Here is a 24226-nt window from a genome sequence, read left to right as displayed (position 1 = left end):
TTGATGGTGAGGGAGAGAGGTGAGAGTTCAGCTTCTCAAGAGTATGAGAATGCGATTACGCGTCGGCGGCGCCTGATCTCTCTGCTCCACGGACCTTTGAGCGATAATAGTTTGCGTTCCTCAACTCAGTCCGGTGCTGAGGCATCCAGAACACAGGGTGCTCAGCGATCTTCTCCAGCGGTCAAAATGTCCTCACAGGCGGCAACGGAAACCGTCAACACAGCAAGTGAGAGCAACAGTCAATCCGGAGCGCAACAAACCATGGTGATGGATAGTGAAAAGGGATCTGCTGGCGGTGCAGACTTTGAGGATACTACCGGTTCTGACGGGACGGGTGGGCAGTCGCAGGGCACATCCACGGATACCGGGAAGGAGCAGTCCTCCGGGCCATCCTATCCACCATTGCCAACCTCTGCGCCTTCAACCTCTGCTTTAAACGAACAGATTACTCAGGCCGTGCAGTTTACCAACTTTCAAAATTACCAAGGATTGGAGTCGATGATCTCCATTCCTGACGATGTGATGACCAAGCAGTCCAGCGGGCATGCGTCGCAAAATGCAGAAACTTACATGAACGGTGTCATGCAAATCTCTATGGCTGCACAGGCGATTGTGGCCGCGAAGATCGCACAGGATCCGGCGCTGGCAGCGACACCTGCGCTGACGGAGCTGAACGTCATGGTGACCAATGCCATCTCGGCGTTTCAGGATGTGAGTGAGTGATCTGCCGGAAGCGGGTCAGCTGATGGATCTGTTTCAGGAAATTACGCTGTTGTTTCAATAGGACTACATTTTGCTTGCGACTTTTCTTCGGGCTCTGACGCGATAGGCAGATCCCCGGTCAGCTCTAAAGGTGAGATATGGAACGGGACGTTACATACATTCGAGAGGAATTGGAGGAGGTGATCCTCAATCAGTTGCGCCGCTGGGAAGGGGTTATCGAGCAGGAAGAGACGCTTACGCTGTCGCGGTCTGGTGTTGAGACGCTGCCAGGGCTTCTGTGTCATCTGAGTCTGGCGCGGGATGCGCTGGTGAAGGCGGAAGGGATGCTGGTGTGTGAAGATGGCATTACTGCAGCGGATGTGGTTCTCGGGTTTCGCGATGAGCGATTGCAGGAAGAGGCCGACCGGTATGAGGACCGTGAAGACGAGGACCGGTTGATCCAGGATGGGGTGGAAGAGGAGCTTCTTGCGCGGTTTACCTCCACTGGTGACATTGAGTTTGATGCGCGGGGAGAGGACCGTAGTTCCGAGCGAAATTCAGATCACAACTGGTAAGACTGGACTTGAGGAGTGAGGCGATGAGTACAGCCGCGAACGGAACGTCAGGGGCCGCAGATGCTGGTCCTCAAAAGGTCACGGTGACGCCGGGCCCGGAATTCAACTCTGCGCTGGATGATGCTGTCGTGCAGCTGACCAAGGTGAAGCAGAATGTGGATCAAGCGGCCAGTGAATTTGCGCAGCTGAGGCAGGGCATTCCAAACTACAATGAGGTGGTTGCTGAAATCCGCCAGCAGCAGGCGCAGATCAATCGGGCTTGTGACGATGCAACATCCTCTGCGCAGACGATTGTGTCTGAAGTGGAGCAGGCGGCAGCCAAGCTGTGCACCTCCATTGATGAAGAGATTACGACGATTAAGAGCGTGATTGGTACTGGGGATGAGGAGGAGGAACCGCAATCACCACCAGCACCACCGCCTGCACAGCCGCAGCCGCAAATGGTGCCTGGGCAAGGTGGGCCGCAAGCTGGTCCCGGCATGGCGCAGTTTCCGGGCTCTGGCCTGCCCGGTCAGGGCGGGGTTCCCAATCAGGAAGCGATGGCGGTACAGGCTGCTGAAGCCATGCGGGATTTTCTGAAGAAGGAAATCAAGTCGGAGCTTTCAAGGCAGATTGCACCGCTCAATGAGAAGCTCTCCGAGCTTTTGATTAGTTATCTGCAACAGAGAACTCGCGATAGATGAGTGATGTGTGAACCAATTCTTACGAAGGGCATTGGCTCTTAGGAAAGAGTTCACAAATAGAGAGGAGCGGCGTCAATAGTCTGTAAATGGCAATAATAACAAGCATATTGGAGAAAAAATGCCAAAGACTATTGAGGAACAATGTGGCGCAGCAAAACCCTCCGATGATGGAACTGTTGATGCTGACGTGATTGCAATTCTTGGGGTGGCTCCTGCGTTCGCGCTGGCGCTGACCTTCCTGACAGCGGCGCAATCGACAGGGGTGCTTTTTGAGAATTCCGTCTCGAATGCACAGCGCCAGAACATCATTGCGCAGACCGCTTTGAATCAGGGAATTTTGCATACTTATTCTGTTGGTTCCATGGCTGCTGCAAACAGCATTTCACATATGGATCCGAAGGAAGCCGAGCAGGTGAACGAGAGTTTGCTCGGAACATTGTGTCGGTACTTTTCGCGTTAAGTCGTGGTGTTTGGTCGATCTGCAACGGCCATTGAGTTTTCTAAATAATTGAGAGTTTGCCTCTGGTCAGTGCAGTGCTTGCGCTTGATCAGAGGTGAAGCAGGGCTGCGTTTTTACCGAACTGCTCATGAGTTCGGTTGATCAGGTGGGAGTGATTTATGGCGGATCTACCGGGGATTGGCCCCGTAATACCAGAGGGTGGCATGGTGACGGATGCTGTCACGCAATCCAATGTAACGGTGCTTGGGCAAGCGCCTGCAATTGCGATGGGAAACCTCTATGCATCCCTTGCACATTCAACGGGCATTTTGTTGCAGAACTCAGTCGCATCCGCGTCTCAATCTACCATTCTTGCACAGGCGACGACCAACATGGGCGTCATGCAAATCTATTCCGCGAATACAACGGCCGGGGCATCGGCCACAGAAAAAGTTGCTCAGGCTGGGACAGCTGACCAACTCAGCACGCTGCTGACTACCTTGCGTAGTTTCAACCCATAACCGGAACTTTCGAGCTTCGCTTTCTGGTGCAAAGGCCAGAGCGATGAGAATGGTTCTGATGCATCCTTTAAGTTGTAGTAGCGCGTACTCCTTTGGAGCCAGTTCAAGGAAATGCAGAACCGGATTTTGACCAGAACTGTATGAAAGAGGACTATTAGAATGCCAACAACTGTTAGCCCTATGATCACTGACGCGGTTACCCAGTCCAACGTAAAGGTCGTGGGTGAAGCCCCTGCGATGGCAATGGGCAGTGTCTTTCAGACAATGGCTCATTCCACCGGAATTCTCTTTGAGAACTATGTCTCTGCCGCTCAGCAGCAGAACATTCTTTCTCAGGCAGCAGCTAACCAGGGAGTCATGCAGATTTACTCCATGGATACGATGGCTGGGGCTGGTGCTACCGAAAAAGTTGCTCAGAGCGGCACACCAGACCAGTTGAACACGCTGCTGACAATCATGCGCGTTTTCAACCCAACCTAACGGGTTTAGGCGTCGCCCTCCGGCGGCGTTGGTTCAACTTGCAGTTAATGGTGTCCGGTTGGTTTTCAGGTGGGCATGCCCCTGGTGGTTCTCTGTGAAATCACCGGACACGACTTCTCTTATTCATGGCAGTTCATATTCTGCTGAGCTGCTTTTGTTTCTGTCTCCCGCGTATCGGTATTCGAAAGGCGGTCTCGTCTCTTCGAAAGATATGCTGCATTTTTAAGGATGACGACTATGCCGGATACGGTAAATCCAATGATTACTGATGCCGTCACACAAACCAATGTGAAGGTTGTTGGTGAAGCACCCGCCATGGCTATGGGTTCGCTTTTCCAGACTATGGCGCACTCAACCGGAATTCTCTTTGAGAATAACGTGGCTGCTTCTCAGCAGCAGAACATTCTGGCTCAGGCTGCAACCAACCAGGGTGTCATGCAGATCTACTCCATGGATACCATGGCAGCTGCTGGTGCTACGGAAAAGGTTGCTCAGTCTGGTACGCCGGATCAGCTTCAGACGCTTCTTACCATTATGGAAACCTTCCGTCCGGGCCGGTAAATGAACCTGTGACGACCTCTCGTGCGAGTTACATTTCAACCTTCCCTGCTTCGGCAGGGGAGGTTTGCAGTTTTGGTATGGTCTCTTTTGCTGACAGACCCGATGGAAATGGGTATAGGTACTGCTACGAATAAGCCCACAAAGGCAAAGAATGACACATACGCTAACCCCCATTTTGGTCTGTGCGCTCTACAAGTTTGTTGAGTTTGCGGACTTTGAAGACATGCGCGAACCTCTGCTTGACTACTGCAAAAGCCGAGGTATTCGCGGCAGTCTTCTTATTGCTCGTGAGGGCATTAACGGAACTATTGCTGGTGAAGAACCGCAGATGCGGGACGTGATTGCCTACTTGCGCAAAGACCCGCGTTTTCATGACATCATCGTCAAGGAAAGCTGGGCAAAGCAAGTTCCATTCAAGCGCATGAAGGTGCGTTTGAAACAGGCGATCGTGAATATGGGTGTGAACCATATCGATCCGAATGATCTTGTCGGCACCTATGTGAAGCCAGAGGACTGGAATGCGCTGATCTCTGACCCGGATACGGTCGTGATTGATACGCGCAATGACTATGAGTTTGCTCTGGGCACGTTTGAAGGTGCATTGGACCCTGACACGGAAACCTTCAATGAGTTTCCTGAATGGGTCAAACGCAATGATAACTCTCTGCGCGCCAAGAAGAAGGTTGCCATGTTCTGCACCGGCGGTATCCGCTGTGAGCGGGCTACCGGCTTGATGCTGGAGCAGGGTTATGATGAGGTTTACCACCTTGAGGGCGGTATTCTGAACTATCTGGAAAATGTGCCAGAGGATGAGAGCCTCTGGAAAGGCGAGTGCTTTGTGTTTGATGACCGCGTGTCTGTTGACCACAAGCTTGATGCCGGCTGGGGGAAGAACCTGCCGGAGAAAACCAAGAAGGTTCTCGCGCCCTACCAGATTGACGACAAGCCTTCTGAGGCTGGTGAAAGCTGAAGCAGAGTTGATTGAGGGGCGGTTTGGCTGCCCCTTACTTTTGCTTGGACCCGGAAAATCTTATCCCCGTTTGCTCAGGCTAGCTTATTGTTGATCTCATGTTCACGTAAACGGGCAGCTGGCGGAGCGACCGTCAGTGCAGCGTGAGCTGGGCGGGGCTACCGGAAGACATAACGCATCCTCCGGCGGGTCCGTTGAAACACCCCTTGAAAGTCTTTAGTGCAGGGACCAAGCGGAAGCTGGTCACCCGATGGGCGTCTACACTGGCAGGCGTTTAGCTATCATCGACACTCACATTTGCCTCTGGCCGGTGTGCTTGTTGCTGATGGTGCCTGCTCCCAATGCCTTTCGGTGGAGATCTTGTTTCATACAAAAACGCCCGGGCGAGGCGAGCAGCCAATGCCGAAGAAACTAATTTACTCATAATGCGCAGGCACTGCCTGCTCGCCTTGCTCACCCCGTACTCCGGGGCCCAAACGACAACACCGCCGGACAGGAGCCAGCGGTGCTAAATCTGTTTGTTTTTCAAGACGCAGGGCAGAGCTTAGCCAAAGCGGCAGGCTGGCAGACCTTTGTGCTCCACATCCATTGCGAAGAGACCGCCTGATTTTGGGAACTCCTTGAGAAGCTCGTCATCTCCATGAGGGCGCAGGCTCGCCACGACCAGTGTACCCAGGTTTGGACCTGCAAAGCACGGGATTGTCGGGCGTGGGACCGGGATCCGGATGGACTGCAGCAGCTGTCCATCCGGATCAAAGCAGTTGACGTTGCCTGCTGAGACGCCTGCGGACCAGTAGTTGCCATCGGTGTCTGTTGTTGCGCCGTCGGGTCTGCCCACTGTGTTGTCCAGCTGCAGGAACTTGCGCTGGTTGGTGACAGCGCCGAAGTCGCGGTCGAAATCGTAGGCGAAGACTTCACCGGAGCCGGTGTCGGAGTGGTACATGGTCTTGTTATCTGGGGACCATGCCAAGCCGTTGGAGGTTCTGATTTCAGTGGCGATCTGCGTGACGTTGCCATCTGGCGTGACGCGATAGAGGCTGGCGATAGGGGTTCTTGGACTGATGTCGTCCATGGTGCCCACCCAGAATGCGCCGTCAGGTCCGACCTTACCGTCGTTCAGACGGGTGCGTGGATTATCCGGCTCAATCTTTGCGATGACCTCGTACATTTTGGTGCCTGTATCGAACAGGATGATTTCGTCTTTCATCGCCACGATGAGGCGACCGTCCTTACAAAGGCCGAAGGAGCCAACGACTTTCGGGAAGTCCCATGTGGTGACTTCTTTGCTATCCCAATGCATTGCATGGATCTGTTTTCCGAGGATGTCACAGAAGAACAGGTGTTTTGTCAGTTCATCCCAGAGGAGACCTTCGGCCAGCTCGTAGCGACCGTCCAGCAAGCAAGTGATAATTGGGGTCAAAGTCGTGCTCCATACTCATGCAGCCCGGGAGAGCTGCAGCAATATACAATTGAGCGTTGTTATAGAGAGGTTTGGCAGAAGCGTCGAGTATGCCTGTGAGAAAACCGCAAGGTTTCCGAGGTGAATTAGCTCTCGGAAATTGGCAGAGCGCTGCCTTGTTTGGTGGAGCGGATCGCGAAGGAGGAGCGCATGCGCACAACGCCGGGAAGGCGGGTGAGGTGGTCACGGTGGATGCGCTCAAAATCAACCGGATCATCGGCCATCACACGCAGGATGTAATCCGCATCGCCGCCCATGAGGTGGCACTCCATAATCTCGGTGGAGCGATCAACGGCCTTTTCGAATGTTGAAAGGGCTTCCTCTGACTGAGACCCGAGCGAGATCTCGACAAAGACACTCATACGCTTGCCCAGCTTTTTTGGATTGAGCAGTGCGACGTATTTCTCGATGACGCCTTCACCCTCCAGAGTCCGGACACGACGCAAGCAGGCAGAGGCGGACAGACCCACATGATCTGCAAGATCAGAATTGGAGATACGGCCATTGTCCTGCAGCGCGCGGAGGATCTTTTTATCAAGCTTGTCGAGTTTCATAGCTTTGCCGTTTTCGCAGATTATTGTGTCTGAACGATGTTTATTCGTAGATGTTTGCTAAAATGTACCGTGTCGTGCGCACATTGCAAGCATCTGCAACTGAGATTTCCATAAGCTATGTAGAAACACAAAGCCGAAGCTGATTGGGAGATTGTGATGCTTGTTGGTGTTCCTAAGGAAATAAAAAATCACGAATATCGCGTTGGTCTGACGCCAGACAGCGTGCGTGAAGTTGTTGCTCATGGCCACGACGTGGTTGTTGAAACCAATGCCGGTGTTGGCATTGGCGCGAGCGATGCTGACTATATTGCAGCTGGCGCATCCATCCTGCCGACTGCTGCAGACGTCTTCGCGAAAGCAGAAATGATTGTGAAGGTGAAAGAACCTCAGGCTGTTGAGCGCAAGATGCTCCGCCCTGATCACCTGCTGTTCACCTACCTGCACCTGGCTCCGGATCCAGAGCAGACTGCTGACCTTGTCGCCTCTGGCGCGGTTTGCATCGCTTATGAAACAGTAACTGACGAAAAAGGCCGTCTTCCACTGCTGGCGCCTATGTCTCAGGTTGCTGGTCGTCTTTCCATTCAGGCAGGTGCAACTGCACTGCAGAAAGCCAATGGCGGCGCTGGCGTTCTGCTTGGCGGTGTACCGGGTGTTGCTCCTGCGAAAACCGTTGTGATTGGCGGCGGTGTTGTTGGCGCCCACGCAATTGAAATGGCAATCGGCCTTGGCTCCGATGTTACCGTTCTGGACAGAAACGTTGATGTTCTCGACGCTCTTTCCGCTCGCTTTGGTTCCCGTTTGAAGACAGTGTTCTCCAACCGTGCCGCGCTTGAGAAAGAAGTTCTGGCTGCTGATCTGGTTGTTGGTGCTGTTCTGGTGGCCGGTGCAGCTGCGCCGAAACTGGTGACCAAAGAGCACATCAAGGCAATGAAGCCGGGTTCTGTTGTGGTTGACGTTGCTATCGACCAGGGTGGTTGTTTTGAAACCTCCCGTGCAACAACTCACCAGGATCCAACCTACATCGTGGATGAAGTGGTTCACTACTGCGTGGCAAACATGCCGGGCGCTGTGGCTCGCACCTCCACTTACGCGCTGAACAACGCAACCTTGCCTTACGTTCTGGCGCTGGCTGACAAAGGCTACGCAGCTGCTCTTCGCGACATCCCGGGCTTCCTGCCGGGTCTGAACGTTTATAAGGGGCAGGTCACTGTTGCTGAAGTTGCTGAAAACCTCGGCTACACTTACGTAGCTCCAGAAGCTGCTCTGGTTCAGGAAACTGAAGCAGCCTGAAAGTCTAAGCGGACTTAGAGATTAGAAGCGGGAGCCACTGGCTCCCGTTTTGCGTTGGTAAAGGTTCTGTTTACCCTGTCACCGGTTTGCTGCGGCGTTAATGAGTTTGCAGGTGCGGTTTCGATATACTGGTCAAAATTTACTAGTATTTTTCTGATTGGGCGGCGTCATGTATCATGATTTGGAATTGGTTCTTCAGCATGATTTGATTGTTGAATGGAAAGAGCATTACAAAGAGGTGTTCGGCAAGCACATGCTCCTGCTGAACAACCGCCTGCATGAGCTGCCTGTGTTCCTGCCAGAAAACCTAGCGCGGTTGATTGAGACCACTCCCTCTGAGCACTATGATTTTGTTCGTCCCGGTGCCATTGGCACCAAGAAGTCCCAGTGGCTACAAGGCAGCATTGAAGGTGCCAAAGGCGAGGATGTGCTTCGTGCTGTAGAAGAAGGGCGTTTCTGGCTTTCTCTTCGTGCACTTCAGGACTGGGATGAAGGTTTTCGGCAGGTCACGTCGAAAATATTCGATGAGCTAGAGGTGAAGGTTCCGGGCTTTGAGACCTTTAAGCACAAGACGGGGATGTTGATTTCTTCCCCCGGTGCCCAAGTGTACTATCATGCAGATGTACCCGGACAATCCTTATGGCAGGTGAAGGGCCATAAGGACGTTTATATTTATGAGAATACCGCGCCGTTTCTTTCTGATGAGCAGCTGGAAGGTATCTTCCTTGGGACGACCGAAGAAGAGATCCGCTTTGAGCCCTGGTATGATGAGTTCGCTACAAAGGTGACGCTGAGCCCGGGTGAGATGGCGCACTGGCCGCTCAACAACCCGCATCGGGTTGAGAACCATGATGAAGTGAACATCTCGGTGACCACTGAGCACTTCACCACTGAGATCAGGGATTTTTATGCGATCATCTATGCCAATGGTTTGCTGCGTAGAGCAGGTATCTCTGGCAACCGGCATAGTGTTGGTGCGATGAAATACGCCAAGATGGCTTTGGCGGCTGCGCATAAGATCATCTACAAGAAGATGGTGCAGCAGAGTGCGGGTGCCAAAAGCCCGCGCAGCTTCAAGCTGGACATGGCTGCGCCAGACTTTATGGCTGATCTGTAGAGAGGATTGCTGTCAGCAACGGTAGTAGTAAGGGCGACCATAGGTGTCGTAGCCGACACAGCGGCGCGGAGTGGTGGCTGCACCAATCAACCCGCCTGCAACGGCACCGATACCAGCACCGGCAAAGGCCGCGCCAACATCCCCTGTTGCTGCTCCAATCGCAGCGCCGGTGGCTGCACCAAGACCACCGCCAACGAGGACGCGGTCTGTTCGGTTATACTCACTGCAAGCACCGAGTGTGAGCAGGGTGGCTGTTATGATTATTGCTTTTCTCACGATCCTACCCATGGGTTGATTGTTTGAAACCCACGGTAGTACCTGATCTGTTGCAGATGAGTGAATGCAGCTTACGAGATGGCAAGGTGGTTAAGTTGAAGCTGTTTGCCTTTTGAGAGTTGTAGGTATGTAACGCAAAAAGGCCCCGCGGTTGCAGGGCCTTTGGAATGGTGTAACCAAATCTTTTTGCGAGGCTTATGGGCACTTTACGCGGTAAGGGCGACCGTACTGATCATAGGCAGTGCAGTTTTTCGGAGTTGTCACATTGCCAACAATGCCACCAGCTACACCGCCGATTGCTGCACCAGCGACAGCGGACCCCACACCACCGCCTGTGGCAGCGCCGATGGCTGCACCAGTCGCAGCACCAAGGCCACCGCCGATGAGAGTACGGTCCGTGCTTGAAGATGTGTTACAGCCAGCAAGGGCAAGCAATGCAACACTTACACCAGCAAGAGCAATTTTTTTCATTTTTTCCAGTCTCCTTTTGCTGCCAATCCCAATTTGACCGGACCCCGATACCTCCTGGCAGCTCTAACTTTGTGAGGTCGAGCTAACAAAAAGAACATGGTTAAAGTTTGTTAAAAATTAGAGGCTCCTCGCCTTCATTAGATATTTTAACAAGCCTTGGGTCGAACTGTCTTTGTTTGCTGCGGATTGGCTGCCTTCAACCATTGGCAACAGCTGTGTCGCGAGTTCTTTTCCAAGTTCAACACCCCACTGATCGTAGGAGTTGATGTTCCAAATCGCTCCTTCAACAAAGACGCGATGTTCATAAGACGCGATCAGCCTACCCAGCGTGAATGGATCGAGACGATCATAGAGGAGGGTGGTTGAAGGCCGGTTACCCGGGAAGACCTTTTGTGGAGCTAGTTTGGCAATCTCTTCTTCAGATTTTCCATCTTTACGAAACTTGTCTTCAACTTCTTCCAGAGAACGGCCGCGGAGCAGGGCTTCACTCTGGGCAAGGCAGTTTGCCAGAAGGAGATTGTGATGGACTTGCAGGTCCTCTTCGTGGCTGTTGGCAGCAACCAAAAACTCGCAAGGAATGATGCTCGTGCCCTGATGGATGAGCTGGTAGAACGCATGCTGGCCATTGGTGCCAGGCTCACCCCAGACGATTGGGCCGGTCTGGGTTTCAACCATTGTGCCATCTTTGGTGACGCTTTTGCCGTTGGATTCCATATCCAGCTGTTGCAGGTAGGCAGGGAAGCGGGCAAGGCGCTGATCATATGGCAGAACTGCGCGGGTGTCGTAACCCAGCACGTTGCGATGCCAGACACCGACGAGGCCCATCAGGAACGGGATATTGTCTTCAATCGGGGTGGTGCGGAAGTGATTGTCCATTGCATGGGCGCCGCCGAGGAAATCAGAGAATGCATCCGGACCAATAGCGATCATGAGTGGGAGGCCGATCGCGGACCAGATGGAGTAACGTCCGCCGACCCAGTCCCAGAAGCCAAAGACACGCTCTTGCGAAATGCCAAAGGCCGCGACCTTTTCCAGTGCGGTGGAGACAGCTGCAAAGTGTGCTCCGACAGCTTCTTCGCCGTTGTGTTTGGCAATCCAACGGCGGGCTGTTGCCGCGTTGGTCATGGTCTCAATAGTGGTGAAGGTCTTGCTGGCGATGATGAAGAGAGTCTTCGCCGGATTCAGGTTTTCCAAAGTGTCGGCAATGTGTGCGCCGTCCACGTTGGAGACGTAATGCAGGTTCGGGCCATCATGATACGGGGCCAGAGCCAGAGTTGTCATCACCGGACCAAGGTCAGAGCCACCAATGCCGATGTTGACCACGTCTGTGATTTTCTCGCCGGAATGGCCTGTGATTTCGCCAGAGCGGATACCTTCTGCGAAGTCGCCCATATTGACGAGCACTTCGTTGATGTCAGGCATAACGTCTTTGCCGTCCACCAATACCGGGTTCTCGGACTGGTTGCGCAGAGCGGTGTGCAGCACGGCGCGGTCTTCAGTGGTGTTAATGTGCTTACCTGCGAACATGGCATCGCGTTTTGCTTCAACATTGGCAGCGCGTGCGAGTTCGAGCAGGAGCTCCAGGGTTTCTTCAGTCAGCTTGTTCTTGGAAAAATCGTAGAGCAGGTCGTCAGAAGAGCGGGAGAACTTATCAAAACGAGAAGGATCTGCTGCGAAGAGATCGGTAATCTTAGTGGAATGAATGGCCTGAGCGTGTTCATCAAGGCGTTTAAAGATATCTTTTGGATTAGCTGTCGGCATCGAGGCCTCCATTTATTCTTGTAATAGCTTCTGGCTGGCAGCGAGTGTCGCGCCTTGCCAATTTACCGTAAAGCAGCTTGCTCGTTTTTCGGGACGTGCAAACTGCTCTAAAGTTTTGTTTTTATGCGTCTTCTTACGCGGAAATATGTTCATGCTTTTTAGGAGCATGACAGGTCCTTGATGTAAGGCCCCGGGTAAGAAATTCAATGCAATCAATCGTGATGGTTTGCGATTAAACAGTCAATGCAGCTGCTTCGCGAGCCCGCTTTTCAATGCCTGCCCAGTCTTCAGATTCAATTGCTTTTGCGTCTGCGATCCAGGACCCACCAACGCAAAGGACGTTAGGCAGAGCAAGGAAATCACGTGCGTTGCCAAGGTTGATACCACCAGTTGGGCAGAATTTAGCCGCAGCCAGAGGAGAAGACAAACCTTTCAACATCGGAGTGCCGCCGGCTGGAACAGCTGGGAAGAACTTGAGACGCTCATAGCCTGCTTCCAGCAGCTTCATCACTTCAGACGGAGTGCACGTGCCCGGAAGTAAAGGAGTTTGCTGGAAATCTTCAGCAGCTGCGATCAGATTGTCTGTTGCGCCCGGAGAAACGACGAATGTTGACCCTGCTTTGACGGAGGCTTCGTACTGCTGATGGGTGAGAACGGTACCGGCACCAACCAGAGCGCCTTCGACGTTGTCGGCAACTGCTTTGATGCAGTCCAGAGCGTTTGGAGTGCGCAGTGTGATCTCGATGCCCGGGATGCCGCCATCCACGAGGGCTTGTGCCATTGGAACTGCTTTTTTGGGGTCATCGACAATGAGAACTGCGATCACCGGGGCGGCGGTCATGATTGCTTCTACGCGCTCGATATTTTGAGCCATTACACTGTCTCCATTGCGCTGATTGTGTCAGCATTCCGTTGGGTTTTGTTTGTCTGTTCCAGATTGAAGAGGCGAGCGCCGGTATCGGCTGAGCTCACGTTTGCTCTGAAACTTGCGAATAATTCTCTTCCGGTTCCACTCTGGTAAGCTTGTAGGTCAGCAGGTGCGGCAGGCCTTTGCGCAAACTCATCTGCAGGAACAAGCAGCTCCAGCGTACCGCTTACTGCATCAAGACGCAGCAAGTCACCGTCCCTTACCTTTGCAATTGGTCCACCATCCATCGCCTCGGGAGTAACATGAATTGCAGCTGGGATCTTGCCACTGGCGCCGGACATCCGGCCATCTGTTACAAGTGCGACTTTATACCCTCGGTTCTGCACAACGCTAAGAGGTGGTGTCAGTTTATGGGCTTCTGGCATGCCGCAGGCTTGCGGACCAACGTAACGGAGCACGACAATCACATCTTTGTTGAGTTTGCCAGCTTTGAAGGCTGCTTCAACATCTTCTTGCGTATGGAAGACCTGAGCTGGGGCTTCGATGATATGGCGATCAGGTGCGACAGCAGAGGTTTTGATGATGGCAGAGCCGAGGTTGCCTGTGAGGACTTTGAGGCCACCGTCTTTGTTGAACGGAACGGACATTGGCGCAAGGATGGTTTCATCCAATGCCTTAGCCGGTGCTGCCTTGCGGAGGACGCCGCCTTTGTCATCAAGGAAGACGTTGACGGTGTAACCGTCCAGGCCTGTTCCGTTGACTGTCTTTACGTCTTTGTGCAGCAAACCTGCATCCAGCAGTTCGCGAATGAGGAAACCCATTCCGCCTGCTGCTTCAAAATGGTTTACATCGCTTTTGCCGTTTGGATAAACGCGGGCAAGCAGCGGGACGAGTTCGGACAGATCCGAAATGTCCTGCCATGTGAGCTGAATGCAAGCGGCGGCGGAGATTGCGACGAGATGCATGGTGTGGTTGGTGGAGCCGCCTGTTGCGTGCAAGCCGACGACACGGTTTACGATTGCGCGTTCGTCGATGATCTCAAAGAGCGGCGTAGGTGTGCTGCGCTGCGCGGTGAGTTCGACAACTTGTGTGACTGCCTCTTCAACCAATGCTTTGCGCAGGGGTGTGAGCGGGTTGATGAAGGAGCTGCCCGGCATGTGCAGGCCCATGATCTCCATCAGCATCTGATTGGAGTTTGCGGTGCCGTAGAAAGTGCAGGTGCCAGGAGAGTGGTAGGACGCGCTTTCAGAAGCAAGCAGTTCTTCGCGGGTTGCTTTGCCTTCTGCAAACAGCTGGCGAATGCGAGCTTTCTCGTCGTTGGCAATGCCGGAGGTCATTGGGCCAGCAGGCAGGAAAATTGCCGGTAGATGACCGAAGGACAAGGCTCCGATGAGCAGGCCCGGGACAATCTTGTCGCACACACCGAGGAACACTGCTGCGTCAAACATGCCATGTGACAGCCCAACGGCAACGGACATTGCGATCAGATCACGGGAAAACAGTGACAGGTCCATCGCTGGCAGGCCCTGTGTCACGCCATCGCACATGGCTGGTACGCCGCCAGCAACCTGAGCTGTTGCTTGGATTTTGCGGACTGTTTCGCGGATGATTTCCGGGTAACTCTCGTATGGCTGGTGCGCGGAGAGCATGTCGTTGTAGGCGGTGACGATGCCGAGGTTTGGCTGCTTGTCTGTGGCGAGGTGCTGTTTATCAGCTGCCGGACAGGCTGCGAAGCCATGTGCCAGGTTAGTGCAACCGAGGTTTGTGCGTTGTGGTGCGTTTGTGTGTTGCGCTTTCATGCGACGAAGATAGTCTTGTCTGCTCGTAGCGCTACGCTCGATTATGCGATCTGTAATCTCTTTGAGGCGAGGGTGAACCATGTCTTGTGCTCTGCCTTTTGTTCTTTGACTTTTCATCAGTCAAACCGAATGACCAGATGCGGGACTGGGAGGAGGAAATCCCTGTTTTTGGTCGTTTTAATCGATTTAAATTCTGAGCCTAATTTTTATTCTGACAACTCTGCCCGTAGGCAATTTTGATTTTTTCGGGGATTGGCGCAAGTGGGAGAAATACTTGCAAAGGTGACCAGGTGCCAGCGGACCGGCACCTGGTATTTAATCAATATGTTTCATCATGCCATGTACGGCCATCACGCTCGATAAGTGCGATGGAAGCAGATGGACCCCACGTGCCCGAGGTATAAGGCTTTGGAGCTTCTTTAATTTGGGACCATTGTTCAAGGATCGGATCGATCCATGTCCATGCTGCTTCGACTTCGTCACGGCGCATGAACAGGGTCTGGTTGCCGCGGATCATATCCATGATGAGGCGCTCATAAGCATCCGGATGACGGGAGCTGAAGGCTTCAGCAAAGGTCATGTCCAACGGTACTTCGCGCAAACGCATGGAACCCGGGCCCGGGTCCTTAATCATCACCTGCATTTTCACGCCTTCATCTGGCTGCAGGCGGATGACCAGCTTGTTTGCAGCAATCCGTCCAGCATCTGGCAGGAAGATGGAGTGAGGCAGGTCTTTGAATTGGATGGTGATTTCGGAAACACGAGCGGCAAGGCGTTTGCCAGTGCGCAGGTAGAACGGAACGTTGGCCCAACGCCAGTTCTCGATGTCTACTTTGGCAGCTACGAAGGTTTCAGTGTTGGAATCGTTGCGACCCAGCTCTTCCAGATAACCCTTCACGGCACCGCCAGCGGATGCACCAGCACGGTACTGACCGCGAACTGTGTTGCGCTCGACCATTTCGGTGCTCATTGGACGGAGGGCTTTGAGCACCTTCAGTTTCTCATCGCGCACACTGTCTGGTGCCATGGACTCAGGTGGTTCCATAGCAACGAGGCAAAGCAACTGAAGCAGGTGGTTCTGGACCATGTCGCGCAGAGCGCCTGCGGTGTCGTAGTAACCAGCGCGGCTTTCAACGCCGAGTGTTTCTGCCACGGTGATCTGTACGTGGTCGATGTGAGCCGCGTTCCAGAGTGGCTCAAACAGTACGTTGGCAAAGCGCAGAGCCATAAGGTTCTGAACGGTTTCTTTGCCGAGGTAGTGATCGATACGGAAAATCTGGTGTTCTTTGAACACGGAACCGATGGTTTCGTTAACTTCGTGAGCAGATCTGCCGTTCTTACCGATCGGCTTTTCGATGGTCACGCGGGACGTTTCTGTCACGAGGTTATGTTCGCCGAGCGCGGAGCAGATTGGGCCGAAGAAGTCTGGAGAAACAGAGAGGTAGAAAGCGCGGACAACGTCTTCGCGGCCTGCAAGCTTTTGCTCCAGAGCTTCCCAACCGGTGTTCTGAGCAACGTCAACGGACACATATTGGATACGAGCGAGGAAGCGTTCGAGAGCTTCCTGATCTACTTCAGCGACGTGCTCACAAATGGCAGTACGGGCCCAGTCGCGGTACTCTGTATCGCTGAGCTCGCGGCGGGAAACTGCGATGATGCGCGCGTCTTCGCCCAGATGACCGACTGGTTCGCGATGATAGAGAGCTGGGAGCAGCTTGCGGTGTGCAAGATCGCCGGTGCCTCCAAAAACAACGAGATCAAATGGGTCAGATTGAGCTGGACGGTTCGCCATGGAGTTCCCTTAGTCGTGAGCCGGTATCGGATATCCGGCTTCAATTGTTTGGCATGCGGTATCAGTTGGAAAATTTGCAGGAGCAAGCCAGCAGGCCAACTGAATTAAATTTGATTGTAGAGTTGTGAGAGGCGCGGACGTGAGCCGCAAGCTTGGCAGTTAGACTGCTCTTATCTGCATCAAAACTCATACAAAGGTTGCATTTATGAAATTGCACCTCTGTTTGATGCGGGTTTCATCAAAATGCAAGCAAAAATACGAATGTGCCTAGAAACTAGGCAGTTCGGCGTACTGAAAGGGGAAGTCGCCATCCAAAAAATGCAGTTTCTGTGGGTTTTGTTTTCTGACTGTCATGATTTGTACAATTCCAACAAGCATTTGTAATGGCGGCATTGGGGAGCTTGCGATCTTTTGCTAGGCTTACCCCAAGGGAAATATAAATGAGGAAGCATGCCCTATGCTTCCTCTGGGAGGAAATGGCATGGGATCTCGTCAGCAAAAGGTTGCCGGTTTAAAAACACTCATCGATCAGGGGCAGGGCAATGTGCCAGCCGATCTGGTGTTGAAGAATGTTGAGCTGTTCAATGTGATCGACGGCAGTCTGACGAAGACCGACATTGCGATCTCCGGCGAGAAGATTGTTGGGACTTATGACAACTACAGCGGTGTGAACGAGATCGACTGCAGCGGCAAGATTGCCGTGCCGGGCTTTATCGATACCCATCTTCATGTGGAATCATCGTTGGTGACACCGTTTGAGTTCGATCGTTGTGTGCTGCCTCACGGTGTGACGACTGCGATTTGTGATCCGCACGAGATTGCCAATGTGACCGGTGCTGCTGGCATCAAGTACTTCCTCGACAGCTCTGTTGAGACCATTCTGGATTTGCGGGTGAACCTGTCTTCCTGTGTGCCTGCCACCAAATTTGAGACAGCTGGTGCTCAATTGGAGATTGATGATCTTTTGCCGTTCAAGGACCATCCAAGCGTTATTGGTTTGGCGGAGTTTATGAACTTCCCCGGTGTGTTGGCCGGTGATCCGGATGCTTTGGCTAAGATTGCAGAGTTTGAAGGTGAGCATATTGATGGTCATGCGCCTTTGGTGCGTGGCAAAGCCTTGAATGGCTACCTTGCCGCGGGCATTCGGACTGATCATGAAGCGACCACTGCAGAAGAAGCATTGGAGAAGATCTCTAAGGGCATGACGATCCTGATCCGAGAAGGATCTGTCTCTAAAGATCTGGATGCTTTAGCGCCTGTCCTGACGCCTGAACGGGCCAGTTTTGTTGCGCTTTGTACGGATGACCGGAATCCACTTGATATTGCGGAGGAGGGACATCTTGATTGTCTCATCAAGCGCTTGATTGCTCATGGATGCGCACCTCGTGATGTCTACCGTGCGGCAAGCTGGTCAGCAGCCACTGCATTTGGTCTGCGAGATCGCGGATTGATCGCGTCGGGTTGGCGTGCGGATATTGTGTTGCTCAATGATTTGGAAAGCTGTGATGTGGATCAGGTGATCAGTGCTGGGCGTGTGGTTTCGGATGAGTTGTTTGCCAGCCGCAAGTTGATTGAGCCGGAAGGTTTGCTGGATAGTTGCCATGCTGAACCAGTGCATGCAGAAAGCTTCCGTGTGCCTGCGCAGCGCGAAACATCAGTGATTGGTGTGAAACCGGGGCTGATTATCACCGAGCATCTGAAGAGGGATTTGCCCGTTGAGCATAATTATTCCCAGATCGACTTGGGGCAGGATGCTATCAAAGTGGCTGTTGTGGAGCGTCATGGAAAGACAGGGAATATTGCGACAGGGTTTGTAAACGGTTTTGGAATGACATCGGGTGCGATTGCCTCCTCTGTTGGACATGACAGTCACAACATCTGTGTGGTTGGCGCTGATGAAGAGGCCATGGCAATTGCTGTGAACCGATGCATTGCGTTGCGCGGTGGATTTGTGGTTGCTGAAGGTGAAGAAGTGCTGGCTGAGATGGAACTGCCACTTGCCGGATTGATGAGTTTGGAGCGATTTGAGGTGGTCAAAGAGCGTTTGGAAGTGCTGCGCAAAGCTGCAAAATCGCTCAATTGTGTTCTACCAGAGCCGTTTTTGCAGGTCGCATTCTTGCCTCTTCCGGTTATTCCCCACCTTAAAATTACTGATTTTGGGCTTTTTGATGTGTCGAGTTTTCAACTCATTCAATAGAGCAGAGCTTTGATATCTCTTGGGTTCTCGAGAAAAAATCAGTGGAATTGAGTAATGTGTCGCATTGAAGGTCAACCGTATGTCTGGGTTGACGCAATGGTAAACCTACCGCAAATTCCACGCAAAGCATGATGATATAAGGTTTTTCTGATATGTTGCGCACATGAACCTTGGCGCTCAGCTTCGGTTTCCTGTCAACTTCGTCTGAAGAACTATAATAATTCGGGGAGGAGATCTGCGCATGGCGACAGGTCGTGAGGGACAAGTGGAATTTCCAATTCGTACTATCGATAGCTATCTGGATGATACGGTCAAAAATTATGCGCACCGTCCGGCTATCTACTTCATGGGCAAATCAACAAGCTACGGCGAATTGGGAGATTTCGTTGAGCGTGCTGCAGGTGCCCTGCAGGCGATGGGTGTGAAGAAGGGCGACAAGATCGGCCTTTGTCTGCCTAACACGCCGTACTACACCATTTTCTATTTTGCGATCATGAAAATTGGCGGTGTCGTCGTCAACTTCAACCCGCTTTATGTTGAGCGCGAAATCGCGTTCCAGGCGCGGGATTCTGGCGCACGCATCATGGTGACCATGGATCTTTCTGTGATCTATGATCGTGTGGAAGCTGTTCGTCAAGAAGGTGCTCTGGACAACATCATTGTATGTCCGATGGCTGACATTCTGCCTCAGCCTAAGAAGCTGTTGTTCCAGCTGTTCAAGCGGAAGGATGTTTCCAACATTCCAGCTGATAAAGCTCACATCCGCTTCAAAGATTTTCTTGCAAAGTCTAAAGGCATTACTCCGGTTGAGATTGAGCCGAAGGAAGATGTGGCGATCCTGCAGTATACCGGTGGTACGACTGGTGTGCCTAAGGGTGCGATGCTGACGCATTACAACATCACGTCAAACATGGAGATGCTGGAAAGCCATTACGGTGGCTTGAAGCGCGGCTACGAGAAGACACTTTGTGTGCTGCCATTCTTCCATGTGTTTGCGATGACTGTTCTGCAGAACCTTTCCATTCTAGGCGCTGCTGAGATGCTGCTTATGCCGCGGTTTGATCTGAAAGAACTGCTTGATCTGGCTGCGAAGAAGAAGCCAACCTTGTTTGCTGCTGTGCCAACGCTTTACACCGCGATCAACAACAGTGAGTTGACGAAGAACTATGACCTGACATCAATCCGCTATTGTATGTCTGGTGGAGCGCCGCTGCCTGTTGAAGTGAAGCAAAAGTTTGAAGCCCTGACAGGCTGCGTTCTGGTGGAAGGCTACGGTCTGACAGAGAGCTCTCCGGTTGCCTCAGCTAACCCGATGGACGGAACTGGCAAAGACGGTTCTATCGGTGTTGTGATGCCGGGAACGACTGTTGAGTTTCGTGATCTGGATGAGCCTGAGAAGATCGTTGCACAAGGCGAAAAAGGTGAGCTTTGCATCATCGGCCCGCAGGTCATGAAGGGTTACTGGAACCGTCCTGATGAGACCGCCAAGACTTTGGAAGGTGGCCGTGTGTTGCACACTGGTGATGTGGGTTACATGGATGATGAGGGCTTCATTTTCCTTGTTGATCGCATCAAGGACCTCATCATCTGTTCTGGCTACAACGTTTACCCTCGTGTGATCGAGGAAGCGCTTTATCAGCATCCGTCCGTTGCTGAGGTTATCGTGATTGCGATTCCAGACGGGTATCGCGGTCAGGCACCGAAGGCCTTTGTGAAGCTGAAGGATGGTCAGAGCGCGACTACAGAAGAGTTGAAAGACTTCCTGAAGGGGCACATCTCCAAGATTGAGATGCCGAAGGCGATTGAATTCCGTGAGGAGCTGCCAAAGACCATGGTTGGTAAGCTCTCCAAGAAAGAGCTGGTTGAGGAAGAGGCTGCCAAGACACGTAGCACTGAAAACGCCAGTTGATAGCTACTTTGTGACAAAGAAAAGCCCTCGCATTTGCGAGGGCTTTTTGCTTGAGCTTAGCGTTTGCTTTAGTGCGTTTTCGTGGGCGCTGTTCCAGTTGCCACCTTCTTGCCCAGCACAGTCTCGCGGTGCAGGGTGTAAAGGGAAGCTGCAACGATAATTGCGCCACCAAGGTATGTGGTCCAGAGCGGCCAGATGCCGAAGATTACGACAGAAATGATTGCCGCGTAGACAAGGCGGATATAATCAAACGGTGCAATCACAGAGGCCTCACCAAACTTGAGGGCCTGAATGTTGCTCATCTGGGCGCTCCAGCTAACACCTGCCAGCAAGAGCAGGAGGATCGCATCATTTAGGTTGATTGATACCCAATAATAGATGCCGAAAGGGGCCATGATCAGACCGACAAAGGTTGCTTGAAAGGTCAGGATCGTGATGGGCTGATCAACCTGAGTGACCTTGCGCAAGATGATGCCTACGAGTGCGGCACAGGCTGAGGCCAGGATCGCCATGAAGCTGTAGATGCTCATTTCCGCGCCGGTGCCGGGCTGGACGATGACCATCACACCGATGAAGCCAAGGATAGTCGCCGAAATTCGATGAATGCCGATAACTTCTTTCAGAAAGAAAACTGCAAAGATCGTGATGAAAAACGTGCGTGCAAAACCAATCACTGTGCTTTCAGCAAGCGGCAGGTGAATGACTGCGGTGAAGCCGAAATACATTGCAGAGGACGCAAGCAGGATGCGGCCCAGGTGAAGCAGTGGAGCCTGTGTTTTGAGCGAACCCGGAAATCCTTTGATAATGATTGGAGCTGAGATCACCAGCATGAAAAACTGGCGCAGCATAAGGATTTGAGTAACGTGTAAGCGGTCGCCGAGCAGCTTGATGATGGTGCTCATGACGGCCATAAGGAATGTTGCCAGAAGGGCCCAGCAGATGCCGCGTGTGTTATTAGACAGGCTTTGCCATTTTGCGGAAAACCTTGTTTTTAACGCAGCAGATGATGAGCTGCCTTCAGGCTCTGCTGAAGGAACAGGCATGTAACTGCTTTCGAAGCTGCCTTGATACGATCAAAACGACCAGACCCGATGTCTGGTGCAAAATGGTGTGCGCCAGGGGGCGGACAACGTAACAAAGATCAGATGGGTGTATGGCTTAAATAACCTAATGTTTGCGGTTTGGTCAAATTCTAAAACAAATTTTAGCTTGAGAGTTTCGACAGCAAGCACGAAGCTGCCGACAACTTAGAGCTCCAAGTACCCTTCCGTAATTTGCTCTAAATAATGCGATAATGACCTTAAGTCACTCTGGAAAATACACCTCTGTGGTGAACCAGAAAACACTTGCAGCCTGAGAAAAGCACTGTACGTTCTCTGCTGATACGTAAAAAGCTGTATTGGGAGGTGCGGTGTTGGGTCGCTCTCCAGATTTTTGAGGTTTTCATGAATCAGGTTGCTACACCGAAGTTTGGAATTGGTGCTCCCGTTCGCCGAAAAGAAGATGCTGCCTTTATTTCTGGCAAGGGTCGTTACACGGATGACCTGAAGGTGGCTGGTGCAGCACATGCCGTTGTTTTGCGGTCTCCTCTCGCGTTTGCGAAGTTCACTTTAGAAGGAGTGGATGAAGCACGGGCTATGGATGGTGTGCAGCTCATTTTGACTGCTGCGGATATCGAAGGAACGAACTCTATCCCATGTAAGGCGGTGCTTCGACAGCTGGATGGGACGAAGCACTGGGTGCCTCATCGTGAAGTTCTTTGCTCTGATACAGCCCGGTTTGTTGGTGATGCTCTTGCGTTTGTGGTTGCCAATACGGTGGAGCAAGCGCGGGCTGCGATGGAAGCGATTGAGGTTGACTACGAGGATGTTGATCCGGCAATCGGAACTGAAGCAGCCTTAGAAGACGGCGCTCCTCTTGTGTGGCCTGAGCATGGGTCTAATGAGGCCTTTCACATTGGTATGGGTAACAAGGAGGCGATGGAAGAGGCCTTCCAGAAGGCGCATCATGTTACCAAGATCAAGGTGATCAACAACCGTCTGGTGTCCAATGCGATTGAGCCGCGAGCTTGTATTGGCGAGTTTGATGGTGAGAGCGGCAGGTATACGCTGACCACTGGAACGCAGGGCGGTCATGGGATGCGTGATCTGATTGCCAAGAACATACTCAACGTCGACCCTAAAGATATCCGCGTTGTGACACCTGATGTGGGTGGTGGTTTTGGAACCAAGATGTTCACCTATCTTGAATACCCACTTTGCCTGATTGCCGCAAAACATCTTGGTCATCCCGTGAAATGGCTTCAGGAACGTACTGAACACTTCATGTCTGATGCGCATGGCCGGGATAATGTATCCACGGCTGAGCTTGCGCTTGATGAAAACGGCAAGATGATTGGCCTCAAGGTGCATGTGCTTGCAAACATGGGCGCTTATCTGCACGAATTTGGCCCTGGTATTCCTCAGATCGGCATCACCATGACCCCCGGTCTTTACGATATCCCCGCAACATGGGTGGAAGCGACAGGCGTTTATACCAATACAGTGCCGGTGGATGCGTTTCGTGGGGCTGGGCGTCCGGAAGCGCTTTATCTGATGGAACGGCTGGCAGACAAAGCTGCGCATGAGATGGGTATGGATCCGGCTGAGTTCCGCCGTCAGAGCTTTATCCCCGACGCTGCTTTGCCTTATACGACAGCGCTTGGCCGCATGTATGATACGGGTTCCTTTGGAACTCACCTGACCAAGGCGCTGGACGAGATTCATTATTCGACGTTTGCGGAGCGTGAAGCGGAAAGCAAGGCAAAAGGTTTGTATCGCGGTGTTGGGCTATCGACCTATGTGGAGGCGTGTGCCTTTGCTGGCGGTGAGGAAGCTAAGCTTGAGCTTAACACGAACGGCAGCGTTACTTTGCTGATTGGAACGCAGAGCAACGGTCAGGGTCACGCCACTGCATATGGCCAAGTCATTGCTGAACATCTTGGTTTGCAGCTTGATCAGGTTGAGATGGTGCAGGGAGATACGGACCGTGTTGCGACTGGCGGTGGTACCGGTGGATCGCGGTCCATTCCGATTGGAATGCCATCTGTGAAAGCGGCTTCTGAAACGCTGGTTAAGAAGATCAAAGAGATCGCCAGTGAGAAGCTTGAGGTTGGTGTTGGGGATCTGACGTTGGAAGACGGGCAGGTGCGCGTGGTTGGTACTGACCAACAAGTCAGCCTTGTTGATGTGGCTGGTTCGCAACCGGAGACCTTGAGTGCAGCGGAAAAAGTCATGCAGGATGAATGTACTTATCCCAATGGCACGCATGTGTGTGAGGTGGAGATTGATCCGGAAACGGGCAAGACGGACGTGGTCAGTTATGTGATCGTGGATGATTTTGGCGTGACGGTGAATCCGATGCTTTTGGCTGGTCAGGTGCATGGTGGTGCGGGGCAGGCGATTTCGCAGGCGCTTTGTGAGAACACGGTTTATGATGAAACCGGGCAGCTGCTGTCAGCGTCCTTCATGGACTATCATGTTGCACGTGCTGATGATTTGCCAAATTTCGACTTCTCGACGAGCAATGTTCCTTCCACGACAAATGCGATGGGCATCAAAGGGGCTGGTGAGGCTGGGTCCATTGGAGGGGCGCCGGCGGTGATGAATGCTGTGCAGTATGCGCTGCGCAAGAATGCAGGTGTTGAGCATATAGATATGCCCGCGACGCCGGTTGCTGTCTGGAGTGCTATTCAGGACGCTCAGAATTAAGCTATCAAGATCGTAAAGCTTGAAAAGAGATTGTGCAGGCGGGCTGGTGTCCC

At 52.6% G+C, this 24226-nt stretch carries 22 protein-coding genes; 13 read left to right on the top strand and 9 right to left on the bottom strand.

From position 1 onward, the window contains the following. Positions 1 to 3 precede the first annotated feature (3 nt). From PsAD13_RS21575 to PsAD13_RS21540, 8 genes are all read left to right on the top strand, one after another. Complete coding sequence (locus PsAD13_RS21575; protein ID WP_057460904.1) at positions 4 to 723, top strand: hypothetical protein; 720 nt, start codon at positions 4 to 6, stop codon at positions 721 to 723. A 137-nt stretch (positions 724 to 860) separates the two neighbouring features. Beyond that, entirely contained in the window at positions 861 to 1277 is a 417-nt protein-coding gene (locus PsAD13_RS21570; RefSeq protein WP_057460905.1) for a hypothetical protein, read from the top strand. A 23-nt stretch (positions 1278 to 1300) separates the two neighbouring features. Further along, on the top strand, positions 1301 to 1960 hold the full coding sequence (locus tag PsAD13_RS21565; RefSeq protein ID WP_063289652.1) for a hypothetical protein: 660 nt from the start codon (positions 1301 to 1303) through the stop codon (positions 1958 to 1960). 118 nt (positions 1961 to 2078) lie between these two features. After that, positions 2079 to 2420: a RebB family R body protein gene (locus tag PsAD13_RS21560; RefSeq protein ID WP_063303431.1), complete on the top strand. Its 342-nt coding sequence runs from the start codon at positions 2079 to 2081 to the stop codon at positions 2418 to 2420. Positions 2421 to 2623: 203 nt separating this feature from the next. After that, positions 2624 to 2920 (top strand): RebB family R body protein, encoded by a 297-nt coding sequence (locus PsAD13_RS21555; RefSeq protein WP_057460918.1) that lies wholly within the window; start codon positions 2624 to 2626, stop codon positions 2918 to 2920. A gap of 159 nt (positions 2921 to 3079) precedes the next feature. Further along, positions 3080 to 3400 carry a RebB family R body protein gene (locus PsAD13_RS21550; protein ID WP_057460907.1) on the top strand — a complete coding sequence of 107 codons (321 nt, stop codon included), beginning with the start codon at positions 3080 to 3082 and terminating at the stop codon, positions 3398 to 3400. Positions 3401 to 3637: 237 nt separating this feature from the next. Further along, on the top strand, positions 3638 to 3961 hold the full coding sequence (locus tag PsAD13_RS21545; RefSeq protein ID WP_057460908.1) for a RebB family R body protein: 324 nt from the start codon (positions 3638 to 3640) through the stop codon (positions 3959 to 3961). A 151-nt stretch (positions 3962 to 4112) separates the two neighbouring features. Next, complete coding sequence (locus PsAD13_RS21540; protein WP_063289650.1) at positions 4113 to 4931, top strand: rhodanese-related sulfurtransferase; 819 nt, start codon at positions 4113 to 4115, stop codon at positions 4929 to 4931. Positions 4932 to 5475: 544 nt separating this feature from the next. Here PsAD13_RS21540 and PsAD13_RS21535 read toward each other — a convergent pair. Together PsAD13_RS21535 and PsAD13_RS21530 are read right to left on the bottom strand one after the other, a co-directional pair. Then, complete coding sequence (locus PsAD13_RS21535) at positions 5476 to 6351, bottom strand: SMP-30/gluconolactonase/LRE family protein (RefSeq protein ID WP_063319414.1); 876 nt, start codon at positions 6349 to 6351, stop codon at positions 5476 to 5478. A gap of 125 nt (positions 6352 to 6476) precedes the next feature. Beyond that, entirely contained in the window at positions 6477 to 6944 is a 468-nt protein-coding gene (locus PsAD13_RS21530; RefSeq protein ID WP_057460911.1) for an Lrp/AsnC family transcriptional regulator, read from the bottom strand. Between the two features lie 156 nt (positions 6945 to 7100). On the opposite strand from PsAD13_RS21530, the gene ald reads away from it, so the two are divergent. Both ald and PsAD13_RS21520 read left to right on the top strand, forming a co-directional pair. Then, positions 7101 to 8234 (top strand): alanine dehydrogenase, encoded by a 1134-nt coding sequence (gene ald, locus PsAD13_RS21525; RefSeq protein ID WP_057460912.1) that lies wholly within the window; start codon positions 7101 to 7103, stop codon positions 8232 to 8234. 169 nt (positions 8235 to 8403) lie between these two features. Continuing rightward, entirely contained in the window at positions 8404 to 9351 is a 948-nt protein-coding gene (locus PsAD13_RS21520; RefSeq protein ID WP_057460913.1) for a hypothetical protein, read from the top strand. Between the two features lie 12 nt (positions 9352 to 9363). On the opposite strand, the gene PsAD13_RS21515 is transcribed toward PsAD13_RS21520, so the two are convergent. The 6 genes from PsAD13_RS21515 to zwf all read right to left on the bottom strand — a co-directional run bounded on the left by PsAD13_RS21515 (position 9364) and on the right by zwf (position 16318). Next, a complete protein-coding gene (locus PsAD13_RS21515; RefSeq protein ID WP_057460919.1) occupies positions 9364 to 9627 on the bottom strand; it encodes a glycine zipper domain-containing protein in 264 nt (87 codons plus the stop codon). Positions 9628 to 9822: 195 nt separating this feature from the next. Further along, positions 9823 to 10098 (bottom strand): glycine zipper domain-containing protein, encoded by a 276-nt coding sequence (locus PsAD13_RS21510; protein ID WP_057460914.1) that lies wholly within the window; start codon positions 10096 to 10098, stop codon positions 9823 to 9825. Positions 10099 to 10215: 117 nt separating this feature from the next. Continuing rightward, positions 10216 to 11859, bottom strand: a complete 1644-nt coding sequence (gene pgi / locus PsAD13_RS21505; RefSeq protein WP_063319438.1) for a glucose-6-phosphate isomerase — start codon at positions 11857 to 11859, stop codon at positions 10216 to 10218. 232 nt (positions 11860 to 12091) lie between these two features. Further along, entirely contained in the window at positions 12092 to 12733 is a 642-nt protein-coding gene (eda, locus tag PsAD13_RS21500; RefSeq protein ID WP_057460916.1) for a bifunctional 4-hydroxy-2-oxoglutarate aldolase/2-dehydro-3-deoxy-phosphogluconate aldolase, read from the bottom strand. Beyond that, the gene (gene edd, locus PsAD13_RS21495) at positions 12733 to 14607 is read right to left on the bottom strand and encodes a phosphogluconate dehydratase (protein ID WP_063319413.1); all 1875 of its coding nucleotides are present in this window, start codon (positions 14605 to 14607) and stop codon (positions 12733 to 12735) included. Before edd ends, eda begins: the two co-directional genes overlap by 1 nt. A 238-nt stretch (positions 14608 to 14845) precedes the next feature. After that, positions 14846 to 16318: a glucose-6-phosphate dehydrogenase gene (gene zwf, locus PsAD13_RS21490; RefSeq protein WP_063292807.1), complete on the bottom strand. Its 1473-nt coding sequence runs from the start codon at positions 16316 to 16318 to the stop codon at positions 14846 to 14848. Between the two features lie 481 nt (positions 16319 to 16799). Here zwf and ade point away from each other — a divergent pair, with 481 nt between their 5' ends. Both ade and PsAD13_RS21480 read left to right on the top strand, forming a co-directional pair. Then, complete coding sequence (gene ade, locus PsAD13_RS21485) at positions 16800 to 18515, top strand: adenine deaminase (protein ID WP_063319437.1); 1716 nt, start codon at positions 16800 to 16802, stop codon at positions 18513 to 18515. Between the two features lie 241 nt (positions 18516 to 18756). After that, positions 18757 to 20424: a long-chain fatty acid--CoA ligase gene (locus PsAD13_RS21480; protein ID WP_063319412.1), complete on the top strand. Its 1668-nt coding sequence runs from the start codon at positions 18757 to 18759 to the stop codon at positions 20422 to 20424. Positions 20425 to 20492: 68 nt separating this feature from the next. On the opposite strand, the gene PsAD13_RS21475 is transcribed toward PsAD13_RS21480, so the two are convergent. Then, complete coding sequence (locus tag PsAD13_RS21475) at positions 20493 to 21467, bottom strand: DMT family transporter (RefSeq protein ID WP_057462666.1); 975 nt, start codon at positions 21465 to 21467, stop codon at positions 20493 to 20495. Between the two features lie 402 nt (positions 21468 to 21869). Between PsAD13_RS21475 and PsAD13_RS21470 the strand changes: the two genes are divergently transcribed. Then, on the top strand, positions 21870 to 24173 hold the full coding sequence (locus PsAD13_RS21470; protein WP_063319436.1) for a xanthine dehydrogenase family protein molybdopterin-binding subunit: 2304 nt from the start codon (positions 21870 to 21872) through the stop codon (positions 24171 to 24173). Positions 24174 to 24226: the final 53 nt, after the last annotated feature.

The organism is Pseudovibrio sp. Ad13, assembly GCF_001623225.1.
Lineage (GTDB): Bacteria > Pseudomonadota > Alphaproteobacteria > Rhizobiales > Stappiaceae > Pseudovibrio.
This window is presented reverse-complemented; position numbering and strand designations above follow the sequence as displayed.